10 protein-coding genes are annotated in these 12,208 nt (G+C 55.8%); 6 read left to right on the top strand and 4 right to left on the bottom strand.

The features are described from left to right. The first annotated feature begins 308 nt into the window (after positions 1 to 308). Positions 309 to 683 carry a hypothetical protein gene (locus tag Poly21_RS05115; RefSeq protein WP_146405863.1) on the top strand — a complete coding sequence of 125 codons (375 nt, stop codon included), beginning with the start codon at positions 309 to 311 and terminating at the stop codon, positions 681 to 683. 278 nt (positions 684 to 961) lie between these two features. Here Poly21_RS05115 and Poly21_RS05110 read toward each other — a convergent pair whose 3' ends face one another. Together Poly21_RS05110 and Poly21_RS05105 are read right to left on the bottom strand one after the other, a co-directional pair. Continuing rightward, positions 962 to 2,566: a glycoside hydrolase family 28 protein gene (locus tag Poly21_RS05110; RefSeq protein WP_302117621.1), complete on the bottom strand. Its 1,605-nt coding sequence runs from the start codon at positions 2,564 to 2,566 to the stop codon at positions 962 to 964. 321 nt (positions 2,567 to 2,887) lie between these two features. Continuing rightward, a complete protein-coding gene (locus Poly21_RS05105) occupies positions 2,888 to 4,264 on the bottom strand; it encodes a PQQ-binding-like beta-propeller repeat protein (RefSeq protein ID WP_302117618.1) in 1,377 nt (458 codons plus the stop codon). A gap of 340 nt (positions 4,265 to 4,604) precedes the next feature. On the opposite strand from Poly21_RS05105, the gene Poly21_RS05100 reads away from it, so the two are divergent. Beyond that, a complete protein-coding gene (locus Poly21_RS05100) occupies positions 4,605 to 5,921 on the top strand; it encodes a prepilin peptidase (RefSeq protein ID WP_146406871.1) in 1,317 nt (438 codons plus the stop codon). Positions 5,922 to 5,957: 36 nt separating this feature from the next. On the opposite strand, the gene cutA is transcribed toward Poly21_RS05100, so the two are convergent. Beyond that, entirely contained in the window at positions 5,958 to 6,296 is a 339-nt protein-coding gene (cutA, locus tag Poly21_RS05095; RefSeq protein WP_146406870.1) for a divalent-cation tolerance protein CutA, read from the bottom strand. A 464-nt stretch (positions 6,297 to 6,760) separates the two neighbouring features. Here cutA and dnaN point away from each other — a divergent pair, with 464 nt between their 5' ends. The 4 genes from dnaN to purH all read left to right on the top strand — a co-directional run bounded on the left by dnaN (position 6,761) and on the right by purH (position 10,913). Further along, positions 6,761 to 7,879: a DNA polymerase III subunit beta gene (gene dnaN, locus Poly21_RS05090; RefSeq protein WP_146405861.1), complete on the top strand. Its 1,119-nt coding sequence runs from the start codon at positions 6,761 to 6,763 to the stop codon at positions 7,877 to 7,879. Between the two features lie 53 nt (positions 7,880 to 7,932). Continuing rightward, complete coding sequence (locus tag Poly21_RS05085) at positions 7,933 to 8,274, top strand: DciA family protein (RefSeq protein WP_146405860.1); 342 nt, start codon at positions 7,933 to 7,935, stop codon at positions 8,272 to 8,274. Between the two features lie 105 nt (positions 8,275 to 8,379). Beyond that, positions 8,380 to 9,153, top strand: a complete 774-nt coding sequence (gene hisF / locus Poly21_RS05080) for an imidazole glycerol phosphate synthase subunit HisF (protein WP_146405859.1) — start codon at positions 8,380 to 8,382, stop codon at positions 9,151 to 9,153. Positions 9,154 to 9,341: 188 nt separating this feature from the next. After that, a complete protein-coding gene (gene purH / locus Poly21_RS05075; protein ID WP_146405858.1) occupies positions 9,342 to 10,913 on the top strand; it encodes a bifunctional phosphoribosylaminoimidazolecarboxamide formyltransferase/IMP cyclohydrolase in 1,572 nt (523 codons plus the stop codon). A gap of 93 nt (positions 10,914 to 11,006) precedes the next feature. Here purH and Poly21_RS05070 read toward each other — a convergent pair whose 3' ends face one another. Then, on the bottom strand, positions 11,007 to 12,182 hold the full coding sequence (locus tag Poly21_RS05070) for a DUF1559 domain-containing protein (protein WP_146405857.1): 1,176 nt from the start codon (positions 12,180 to 12,182) through the stop codon (positions 11,007 to 11,009). Between the last annotated feature and the right edge of the window lie 26 nt (positions 12,183 to 12,208).

The raw sequence follows: 12,208 nt of genomic DNA, 5'->3' as shown, positions 1-12,208 counted from the left end.
CCAGCTTCCGTACACAACTTAATGGTCCATCCGGGTTTATCGTGGAAAAATCCAGCATGTTGGATTTTGGAGGCATCGCGGTGGCGTCCGAAATGAGCGATGCCGTCTCAGAAGAAACGCTGACGGCGGACACAGCCGCCGCCAGCCGAAGGCACCTTTCGGCTCATGTGTGACCGAGATATTCCTCGGCGAGTTGCTTCCCAGCCGCCGCAGGCCGTATGTGGCCAAATGATTCCGAGGAACTGGGGTTGAGAATATGATATCTGATACGCGGTGGGTCGTGGAGGCCGTTCTCTACGCGGTGCTTCGTGCCCGCTTCTCAGCCTGGTCCCGGGAGTAAGAAGACGGGTGGGAAATTGCTCAGTGGTAAAACTCGCACAAGTGCGATCCGAGCTGCGGTTGCACTCCGCACTGCGGCGGCATCGCTTGCTCGATCCAACTGTGCCTTGGGAGCATTTTTTCGAAGACTTCGTTCCCGTCTTGGTTCACCAAAAGCAATCACGGCGACGGCCCATAAGTTAGCGAAAATCGTCTACGGGATGCTCAATTACGGCAAGGAGTACGTTGACGTGGGCAACGAATACTACGAACAACAATACCAGGAGCGAGCGAGCAAAAATTTAGAGAAACGGGCGGCTGCACTCAACTTTCGAGTGGTCTTCAATGAACTCGCTGGGGCGTGAGTTCCTTGAGAGCAGAGCTCGCTTCCGCTTCTCCCGGCGCCATAATCCTACCACGGACACATCAGCATGACAAAAGCTTTCGGACGCCACCGCCATGCCTTGAAAATCCCGCACACCTGGCTCACCGCTGCGAAACCCACGATAAAATCGGATGGACCAAAAAAGTGCTTCAGCGATGTCCGCAGAACATCCAGAAGCGATTTATTTTGATCTGAGCAGGTTGCCAATACTGTCCAAATCCGTTCAAGCCACCGTTGCCCGCAGGGCCGACGCTTCATTCAGTCACTTTCCTTGAATGATTCGACATCATCTAAAATGATCTTCTGGCGTGCGTCGTCGCCACGGAGTGTCAATTCAACATTTTTGAATTCAACATTCTTGGCGTGACGGATGTAGGCACCCCAGGCCGGTAGCACGCCAAAGAAGAACTGTTCCGGATACCGCTCAGCGTCCTCCGCCACAACTCGCGTTGCATCGTTCTGAGTACCATGCCCGGGATAGGAAATTTTTATGTTTTCCAGGACAACGTTTTCGATATCGTGACCGGGGATTCCTGTGATCATGATCGGCCCGGCTTTCGCCTTCTCATCATCAGTCACTCCTGGGGTAGAATCCACTTTGGTATTCTTATATACCGCTTCAATAGATTTTGCCCGATCCTCGACTATTACGTTTGCAACCACATCACTGATTCTTATGTTTTTCAGTGTGCCTACCGAGACATCTGCTCGCCCTTTACCGAAAGTGCTGCCTCGATTGCCCAAACGCATGAATAGAGGATTACCAACATCTTTCATTACAATTCGGGAAATATTGATATTTTCTAGGCGTCCCCCGTCTACTGACTGTAGCTTGATAGCTCCCATGGGACAGTCATGGAAATAACAGTTGGTAATGCTGATGTCGATAAATCCGCCCCGGGAGGACGAGCCAAATTTGACGGCAGCCGTGTTGCTGTCTGCCCTACACGCTCGCACCACGATGTTCCTGCAGGGGTTTAAAGAGCTTTTCAAACAGATCGCATCGTCTCCCGTGCTGATATCACAGTTCTCGATTAAGACATTTTCGCAGCCGTCGATATCGAATCCATCATTATTGTAGTTGTTATTGCGAAAGCGCACCGTCACTGCATTGAAGTGGACGTTCTTGCAGTCAATCAAATGCAACCCCCAGAAAGCTGGGCGTTTATAGGTGACGCCGGAGAAGGTAAGATTTTCACAGCTCTCCAGACGCATCAGGCGTGGGCGAATGCCTGAGTTTCGCCCTCCCCTTCTGTTCCGAGGAAAGTTCTCGTGAGTACCTCTCCCATCGATAACGCCGAGCCCTTCGATGGTGATGTTTTGAGCGTTTTCAGCGTAGATCAGGCAATGGGCATCACCCTCTCGTGGCCTGCTGAGCTTGTCCGTTGGGTAGTCAGTGGCCTTGGTGCTTCCGAGCAAGTTGGCCCCGTTATCGAGCGAGAGGGTAACGTTGCTCTTGAGTATGATAGTTCCAATTTGGAAATCACCAGGCGGAACCCAAACCACACCACCACCGGCTTCGTGACAGGCATCGATGGTTTTTTGCACCGCTTCGGTGTCCATGGCCACGCCGTTACCGATAGCACCATATTCTTTGATGTTAAAAAGCTTGGCTTCGTTCGCCTTGCTGGCGGCGGCGACCAAGGCATGGTTGTCGATTCCAAACAGGGGTGTTGTGTTGAAGGTGCATAGGCTGAGCAACAACGCGATGCTCGGCAGCGAGAGTGGTATCGCCACACAACTAGCGATCGTGCTCGCGATGGCTGTTAAGCCGACGAGGATTCGGTTAGTTTCGCTCAGCCTCAACGTGGCTGCTTGAAAATGCTCGCCCGCTCGTGCCAGTAAAATAGTAATTTTCCGCATCCTCAGCAGTCCGCATAAGTGTGAAAAGTTAGGTCAGCGTGTGGGCCGACCGACGCTGCGTCAAAGCCGTTTCGTTGAACCTTATCAAATTGTGCTCGAATCGTCAGCGAAGTTGTCGGCTGCGACGCATAACGTCTGACACACCGGTCCATCCGGGTTTCGCAGCGGTGAGTCGTCATCTGGCGCTCCGTCGCTCGCCGAATCCTGTTCGGATTGTGTTTCCAACTGGAACTTTAGCAGCGCAGCCAGATCGTCCAGTTCGGCAGTGAAACCGACGCCGAAATCGGTTAAACCGGAAGATTTCCTGATGCCTGCCTAAAGTCACTTCTCTGAAACGTCATAACAGAGCAGCAGCCCTTGGTCGCGAATGTAGAGTTTGCCGTTAGCAACCACTGGATGCGCCCAAGCGGGTGCGCTGCTGCGGTCGGGTTGTTCGAAGCTGCCACGTTCTACCAAACCATCGCGAGAGGGTTCGATCAACATCACTTTGCCATCTTCGCTACGCAGATAGAGTTGTCCGTCTGCCATAACCAGAGATCCCTTGGGAGCGTCACGGTCGCGCCACAGCAGTTCGCCTGTCTTGAAATCCAAGCATGTGAGAAAACCGCCTCCGTTTCCCCCGTTGGCACCGTATAACGCATCGTCAAACACGATCGTGCCACCATGATGATTCTGCATGTTGGGAGTGAAGTAGACCTCTTCGGCCTCGATTTGGCCACTCGAGTCTTTTACTAACCGGACTGCTCCACCACCCGCACCATAGGCCGACGAGGCAAAAATCAATCCGTCCTTGTAAATCGGTGTAGTGCAACTGATACCCATCGCATTGGCCGGGTGGTTGTATTGCCACAACAGAGTCCCATCAGAGGCATCGACGCCGATGACTGTCTTGGCAGTAAACTGGACGTATTGGCGTTGCCCTTCAAAATCAATGGCGATCGCTGATGCATATCCTGCCGTTCCGCCATCGCCACCTCGCCCCCTTCCGCGGCCGAAGCCGCCGCGTCTGCCACCGGATTCTCGGTTAGACGAGTTCTCTGCGGGTTGGCTCGGCGCCACCTCCGGTAGTTTCGTTTTCCAAATCACGTCGCCTGTCATTTTATTGAGAGCAACCAGCGTCGCGTCTTTTCCGCCTGGCGTGCAGATGAGTTTGTCTCCGTCGATCAAGGGCGATTCTCGATAGCTCCACCGGGGCGTTAATCCTCCAAAATCTGTCACAAAGTTTTTCTGCCACGCGATCTTTCCATCGTCGGCATTCAAACACGCGATGGTTCCACCCATGCCGATCACATAGAGTCGTTCACCGTCCACCGTGGGTGTGCAGCCGGGACCCTCCTTCGACTGACTCGCTTGTTGCTCAACTTGGTCGCCGATGGCGGTGGCCCAGCTTTCGCTGCCATCCTTTTCTGACAAGGCCCATACGATCTCTTTGCCGTCTCGCGCACCCATGCCGAGAATGCGGCCGTCCGCGATGGCTGGTGCGCTATCACCGCCACCGAGCCCATCGACTCTCCAGGCCAACCTTGGTCCGTCGGCCGGCCACTGCGTCAGAAGACCAGTTTCATTTGAAATCCCATCTCGATTTTCTCCCTGCCACTGCGGCCAATCGTCCGCTGAAACCATCGCACTGGAGAATGTGGCGCACAGGAGTGCCCCACAGGAATTCAACATCGCTCGTTTCTTGATCATCGACAACATAGGGGTCGCCTGTTCTGTTGGTTGTTTTGTGTGCAATAAATTTCTCTCGCCCGCATGCTGAAAATTCTACACCGACCTGGCCGACGACACACGACAATTTCGATTCGCGATTCCAAAGCTTTGTCGACGCTATTGGATGCACCGGCGACTCGACCAGGAGCAGATTGAACACCGTCCATCGGAGTTGGAACGTGCCCGTTTCTCGCTAGTGACAGCCATTGTGCAGACCTCTCGACCGATTGAGGGGCTTTCGCGAGCAGGTAGCACCGCTATTTTTAACCATCTACCTTGGCAGTCGCTGCCAACCGATTTTTCAACTCTTATTCCACCTCTCGCCGCCATGAATTTCGGTCCACTGAACGCCCCGATCGTTGCGTGGCTGAGCCTATCCCAGTCGCTGATGATCTTGATCCTCTCGATACTGGGCATCCTTGCTGGGGCGATTGCCAATCACGTGATCACCTCTTGGTGTTGGTATCGCCGTCCCATCTCTCCGTGGCTGGGCTTGGTCGACTGGCCGTGGGATGACGCTCAGCGAGAAATCGTGAGGAATCTACCGCCGCGCAACTGGTTGGATCGAATACCAATCATCGGCTGGTTGCGGTTGCGCCGTGAGTCACCCCTGTTTGGCCGAGGTTTTTGGGTGAGGCCGCTGCTGATTGAATGCTCCATGGCGATCGCCCTGCCGCTGATGCATCATTGTTGGATCGCTGGCCAGCTACTACCCGCTGGGTTGTCTGCGGGAGTTGTCGCCCAACTTTCGCCCTGGATGACACTGCTTTTTTTCGTGCATGCCTTGCTGCTGACGATGATGATCGCAGCCACGTTCATCGATTTCGATGAACGGACGATTCCCGACTGGATTACTATCCCTGGCACAATACTCGCGTTGGTGTTGGGCTGTCTGACACCTTTTGTTTTTCTACCGGGCGTACTGCCTAACGCCATCGCACCGGTCACGTTGGAGCGTCCGTCGAGTTTGTCGCCGTGTTGGATGACCACGCGGGGGCTGTTGGTGTGTTTGGCTATTTGGTCGATGTGGTGTTTTGCCTTGGCTGATCGCCGGGTGATTTTACGACGAGGATTCTCCAAAGCAGTGACTTATTTCTTGGCCCGCCTGATACGACATCCGAGTTGGAAAATACTGGCTGCCATTTGGATCGTGGGGACGATCGCCATCTGCGTTGTATTTCAGATCGGTGGCGGGACCTGGTTGGGACTGGCCAGTTCACTCATGGGCGTCGCTGTGGGGGGCGGCATCGTGTGGTCGATCCGCTTGGTCGGAAGCTGGGCAATGGGTACCGAAGCGATGGGGTTTGGCGACGTGACGTTGATGGCGATGATCGGCGGCTACATCGGCTGGCAAGCCTCGATCGCTGCCTTCTTTCTGGCTCCGCTGGCTGCCATCGCTATCGTGCTGGTGCAGTTCGTTATCACCCGCGACCGCGCCACGCCATTTGGTCCGTATCTCTGTGCCGGGACTGTGCTGACCGTGGTGTTTTGGGATGACGTCTACAACGCCAATCTCCGGCTGACGATCGCCGAAATGGACCAGATCATGGATGGCTTGCTCCTATGGCTCAGTCTCGCCCTGCTCGGATTGCTCGGAGGGATGTTATGGGTGTGGCGACTGATCAAACAACGCATTTTCGCATGAGTCCGGACACCGCTTCACTGGCCCTCGCGGAGCATCTCACTGCGTCTGGTCGACGACCCAGCGTGCGTATCCAGGCGACGCCACTGTGACGGGTGTGACCAAAATCTGTGGCTCGTCATAGGGGTGATTTTGGGCCAGGTGATCCATCACTGCTGAGGTCAATGAGGATCGCGACTTGATAATCAATCGGTACTCGGCATCGACCTGCACCTGACCGTCCCAGCGGTAGTGACTTTCCACGGGCGAGTCAATTTGGACGCAAGCGGCTAGGCGTGCTCCCAATAGCGACGTAGCCAACCGACGCGCTGTTTGCTGACTGTCTACGGTCGTCCAAACGATCGAAATTTCCTCTTCTCTCGACTTTTTATGTGTCATTTTCACCCCTGTTTTCCGGTCGCTCTGAATTACCCAGGCCTCTCCAACAGCTGTGGATAACCTGTCATTCGAATGTCTGCGAATTGTCGATTTCTGTCGAGACCTGGCCTCGCGACTGGGGCCGACTGTCCGACACCGTCTCCACTTCCGACAAACGTCGACAGATTACAGACATCCTCTAGACAGGTTATCCACATGCTTGGCAGGCGTCGTTGAGAGCCATTTTCCTGTGCATTGATGAGCTCGTGACCATTTCACCGACACTTTTGAGCCGCACATTACGACGACGACGAAGAAAGATATTAAGTTATTTGATGGCAAACCTCTGAGCTGTCTCCCACTGTTGCTAGCAACGGCTAGTGGTGAGCAACGCTCCGTTTGAAAACCGTGGGGGTGCATCGCCGGAGCGGCGGCGGTAAAACATTTGTCGGTCATTGCTCACCGCTCATTCCAATCAGCCGCTCATGAAGATCACCTGCCAACGAGATATCCTCGCCAACGCCTTCGCACTGGCCGCGAGCATCGCACCGACGCGCTCCCCCAAGGAGATTCTGCAGAACGTTAAAATCACCGCCGCGGGATCGAAGTTGACGTTGTCGGCAACCGACCAAGAGGTGGGCATCCGTTTGGACGTGACCGAGGGTGTCGAGATCGAAACGGAAGGTACGGCGCTGTTGCCAGTGCAGCGAACCGGTGCGATTTTCCGCGAGAGCAGCGACGAGAAAATTTCCATCGAAACCGATGAATCGGGGATTCGCATCTCCGGCAGCCGCAGCAAGTTTCGGTTGCCAGGTAACAACCCCGATGAGTTCCCGACAGTGCGGGAGTTTGATCAAGAGAAGTATCACCAAATCAGCACGCGGCTGTTTCGAGAAATGCTGCGGCGGACCGCGTTCGCGACCGATTCGGAATCGAGCCGGTACGCGCTCGGTGGGGTGCTGTTGGAGATGGAAGAGAACTCAGTCATCGCAGTCGGCACCGACGGTCGCCGCTTGGCTCGGATGGAGGGCACTGGTGAACCGGTCGGTGGTCACCAGACCAACGGCATGACGACGATCGTCCCGACCCGGGCGATCGCGCTGATCGAGAAAGCACTCAGCGACAAGGATGACACCGTTGAAGTATCTTCGCAGGGCAACGACTTACTGATCCGCACACCCCGGGCAGTGATCTCGAGCCGGTTGGTTGAAGGCCGGTATCCCAATTGGCGACAGGTGCTGCCGTCACGAGAGAACGCCGTGCAGATCGATGTCACGGTTGGACCGTTGTTCGCCGCTCTGCGTCAGGCGGCGATCGTGACAGACATCGATAGCCGAGGTGTCGATTTCACGTTCGCCGATGGCACGCTCAAACTCGAAGCGTCTACCGCTGACCTCGGTGAATCACAAATTGAATTGCCGATCACCTACACCGGTGAAGCGATCACGCTGACGATGGACCATCGCTATCTCGCGGATTTTTGCAAGGTGATGGACTCGGAATCGAATTTTGTGATGGAAATCGAATCGTCGAAATCACCGGCTCTGCTGAGCACCGACGATGGGTACGCTTATGTGATCATGCCGATGGCCCGTGATCGATAGCGGACCCGACCAACCGGTAGGAAGTGGCATTGTCGGAAATCGAGTGAGAGCAGATGAAGAAAAAACTCCACCACGAGGAGACCGACCGGGGCAACAGTGCCCGCCGCATCGGGACCATCGTTTCGCAATTGATGAGCCGGCGGGGGTACGCCAGCGTCGCGAGCGACAATGCCATGACCGGATCGATCGCTCAGAGTGTGGGTCCAACATTGGCTGGCAGTATCACGGTGGGTAAACTAAGCCGTGGTGTCTTGCACGTGTACGCCGTCGACAGTGTCGTGATGCAGGAATTGACGTTCCAAAAGCGAAAGATATTGAAAGCGCTGAGCAAAGATCACCCGCAAGCGAAAATCACAGACATCCGGTTTCGTCTCCAATCACAAGTAAAATCGTAAGCGGAGTAGGCGAGTCACTCCGAGACTCGCATCAAAAAATTTACGCACGATGGCGCTCTGAGTCTCGGAGAGACTTGGCTACTCACCCAGAACCCTCCCATTTCTATGCTTGCTGCTCGTATCATTCCCTGTTTAGACGTCCATGGCGGCCGGGTCGTCAAAGGTACCAACTTCGTCAACCTGCGAGACGCAGGGGATCCCGTCGAGGTCGCCCGACGATATGAAGCCGAGGGTGCTGATGAACTGGTGTTTCTCGATATCACCGCCAGCCACGAAGAACGAGACATTCTGCTCGATGTTGTGCGGCGAACCGCTGAGCAGGTATTCATGCCGCTGACGGTGGGCGGTGGCGTCCGAACGGTCGAAGACGTGCGAGCTTTACTATCGGCGGGTTGTGACAAAGTATCGATCAATTCCGCAGCGGTCACAGACCCGGATTTTGTCCGACGGGCCGCTGATCGTTTCGGTTGTCAGTGCATCGTGGTAAACATCGATCCCAAACGCGTCCAGCGAGATGGCGAGGAATTTTGGGAAGTCCACATCAACGGGGGACGAAAGCCGACTGGCCTGCAGGCAGTCGAGTGGGCCCAGCGGGTGGAGGAACTCGGTGCGGGGGAAATCGTCCTGACCAGCATGGATGCCGACGGAACCTGTGACGGCTATGATATCCCCATCACTCGAGCGGTCAGCGAGGCGGTCTCGATCCCGGTCGTCGCGAGCGGTGGTGCAGGCAACCCAGAACATTTGGGCGAAGCGATCCGCGATGGGAAAGCTGACGCGGCTTTGGCGGCGAGCATTTTCCATTTTGGTACCTTCACGATATCCGAGACTAAGCAGCGAATGAAAGAGATGGGGATCGCCGTCCGGCTGCCGCATTAAGCATCGTGACGTTTGTCAGAACCTGGCGCCCACCGATTGGCGAGGGCCGCCGCGTGCGGTGGGACACATTTTCATTCCTCGATGTCATCCACCCGAAAGCCGGCACACCTTGACCTAGCGGGCGATCGCAAGGAACATGTCGACAAAACTCACCCGCAGGATTTTTCCCTTACCCGAAGTGATTGCTCGTGTCCGACGTCGTTCCAGTTCGCAATGCGTTGATCAGTGTCAGTGACAAAATGGGGCTGACGGATCTAGCCGCCGGTTTGCGAGCCGCTGGCGTGACGATCTACAGCACGGGGGGAACCCGGTCTCACTTGGAAAAATCCGGGATCGACGTCGAGGACGTGGCCAACTACACGGGCTTCCCCGAGATGCTCGACGGACGCGTCAAAACGCTCCACCCGCGAATATTCGCAGGCATCTTGGCTCGCCGCGATCGTCCTGATCATCTCGAAACCATCGCCGAACACGACATCGAACCTTTTGATCTCGTCGTCGTTAATCTGTACCCGTTCGCAGCCACCGCTAGCCGAGCGGGTGTCAGTCGGGAGGAATGCATTGAGCAAATCGACATCGGCGGTCCCAGCCTGGTGCGGGCGGCAGCCAAGAACCAAAACGATGTAGCCATCGCAACCAACCCCGAACAGTACAGCGAGATCATCGAACAGTTGCAGACCAGTGGCGGCACGACAGACGCACTTCGCCGACAACTGGCAGCGGAAGCCTTCGATCACACGGCCACCTATGACCGAGCCATCGCCGAATACCTACAAGGCGACACGGTGAGCGGTGAGTTTCCGCAAAACATGCATGTCAATCTGCGACGAAAAACACAGCTTCGCTACGGCGAGAACCCACACCAACGAGCCGCTCTGTACAGCGATCGTAGCGATCGCTCGGCCAACCTCGTTTCAGCGCGGCAAATCAGCGGCAAGGAACTCTCATACAATAATTTGCTCGACCTCGACGCGGCGCTAGACATCGTTCGTGGTTTTGCTCGACCCGCCGCCTCGGTGATGAAGCATAACAATCCATGCGGCGCAGCCACTGCTGACACCTTAGTGGAAGCCGTCGAGAAGGCCTTAGCGGGTGATCCACTGAGTGCCTTTGGCAGCGTGATTGGAATCAACCGGACGGTCGACGTGGCCACTGCCGAACTGCTCTGTCAGCCCGGTCTGTTCATCGAAGCGATCGTGGCCCCGGACTTTGAAGCTAGTGCCGTTGGTCTGCTGACGACGCGGCCACGATGGAAAGAAAACGTGCGACTCATGCAGGTGGGTCGGCTTGATGACATCGGCCCAAAAATTTCACGCCGTTTCATCAGCGGCGGCATGTTGGTCCAAGATGCGGATCGTCTGAGCAGCTCATCGTTGCAGTGGAAAACCGCTACGGAGACCCCCGTTGAGGATGAGTTGTGGGACGATATCTCCTTTGGTTGGGAAATGGTGCGGCACGTGAAGAGCAATGCCATCGTGCTGGCGAAAGACACGGCCTTGATTGGCGTGGGCGCGGGCCAGATGAGCCGCGTCGATAGCGTCGAAATCGCCATTGATAAGGCCGGCGAGCGATGTGAAGGTTCCATCCTCGCTAGCGATGCGTTCTTCCCGTTTCCCGACTCGATCGAAGCGGCCGCCAAAGCTGGTGTCGCAGCGATTATCCAGCCGGGTGGGTCACGCCGTGATGATGAAGTCATCGCCGCTTGTGACGAGTTCGAAATACCAATGGTGTTCACCGGTCGGCGACACTTCAAACACTAGTCCCGCGGTGGCGTGCGTCTATGTCAGGCGGTGTGGTCATTAACGACCACGCAGGCCGATCGCCCGCGTGGTCGAACACTCTCAAGCCGACAGTTAGAAGTCAGCGCTGATGACCTCGTGTGCCGCACGTGTTCCCAACGCGCCCCACAGTCCGAAGGGACTGGCCGAGCCTGGGGCCAAGAACCCTGTGCCAGCACGAACTTGAGCACTATTGGAATCGCCAGCATCGATCGAATCAGTGATGAACTTGATCGCTCCGTCGCACATCAGTACGTGGACGCCGCCCTGGTGTCGACTGCTCGGCATGACGTCACCCTCTCGTTCTTGACTGCCATTTCCTGAAAAACACAGTTCAGTGTTGGGTGCCAGGATAGTGAAAACACCGGTATAGAGGGGGCGAGCCAAGGCCCACTTATAACCACGTCGCTGCTCAGCTGTGCCGATGAACGGAGCCGTGGTCAACCAAAACTGGGGCCGCTCCGGATTCACATATTGGCGGCACGATAATGCATTGCCAGCTCGCCAAACTTCGTTCGGGGTGTTCACACCGTGCGACCGTTTGTCGTAATCACCGAGGTCAGTAATGATCTCGCCCATGCAGATCGTGTTGGACGTGCCATCGAGAATGCTGTTGAAACTGGTTTGTGTCCGGGGGACAAAGGCACCACGGCAAGCGCTGTCTTGGTACTGGCGAAGACCCCGAGATCCACCAAAGTCGGTCGTGTCTCCCACGTCGCCGAGTGTTCCTGAATCACCCAAACACGCGGCATAATTGGTGCGCCCGTGAGCAGGTAGACCTTCGCCGGGGTCACTGGGACAGCGGTAGCTCGGGATATTGGTTAGCCAGGGTTCGTAGGGGGTAACAGTATTGTCAGCCAGTTGTCGGTTGGGCCATGGCCCCATCGCCTGAAAACCGCTCGCTGTGGGATTGCTGATGACCTGCCATAGCGCTTGCTGTTCAATGAATGGCAGGAGGCCCACTAAGACGGACAAGTCGCTACGATTGCCTCCAGGAGGTTGAATGCCGTTGTCGGCTGGGAAGTCGGTGTACGTTCCCGATCCGTGTTTGGGCAGTTTGTTGTACGTGGCATGGTAGTTATGGATACCCAGGCCAATTTGTTTAAAGTTGTTACTGCAGCTCATCCGTCGCGCTGCTTCACGGGCAGCTTGGACGGCCGGCAACAGCAAACCAACCAAAACACCGATGATGGCAATCACCACCAACAATTCAACCAGCGTAAAGCCGCTGCGTCTCGTCAAGGATTTCATCGAAAACTCCTCCGCCAACACGGCGA

Source organism: Allorhodopirellula heiligendammensis (assembly GCF_007860105.1).
In the GTDB taxonomy this organism is placed as follows: domain Bacteria; phylum Planctomycetota; class Planctomycetia; order Pirellulales; family Pirellulaceae; genus Rhodopirellula; species Rhodopirellula heiligendammensis.
This window is presented reverse-complemented; position numbering and strand designations above follow the sequence as displayed.

Bases quoted from the DNA above. Each gene is read 5' to 3' on its own strand.
- Poly21_RS05110 (WP_302117621.1), bottom strand. From the start codon at position 2,566: ATGCGGAAAATTACTATTTTACTGGCACGAGCGGGCGAGCATTTTCAA.
- Poly21_RS05105 (WP_302117618.1), bottom strand. From the start codon at position 4,264: ATGTTGTCGATGATCAAGAAACGAGCGATGTTGAATTCCTGTGGGGCA.
- Poly21_RS05100 (WP_146406871.1), top strand. From the start codon at position 4,605: ATGAATTTCGGTCCACTGAACGCCCCGATCGTTGCGTGGCTGAGCCTA.
- cutA (WP_146406870.1), bottom strand. From the start codon at position 6,296: ATGACACATAAAAAGTCGAGAGAAGAGGAAATTTCGATCGTTTGGACG.
- dnaN (WP_146405861.1), top strand. From the start codon at position 6,761: ATGAAGATCACCTGCCAACGAGATATCCTCGCCAACGCCTTCGCACTG.
- Poly21_RS05085 (WP_146405860.1), top strand. From the start codon at position 7,933: ATGAAGAAAAAACTCCACCACGAGGAGACCGACCGGGGCAACAGTGCC.
- hisF (WP_146405859.1), top strand. From the start codon at position 8,380: ATGCTTGCTGCTCGTATCATTCCCTGTTTAGACGTCCATGGCGGCCGG.
- Poly21_RS05070 (WP_146405857.1), bottom strand. From the start codon at position 12,182: ATGAAATCCTTGACGAGACGCAGCGGCTTTACGCTGGTTGAATTGTTG.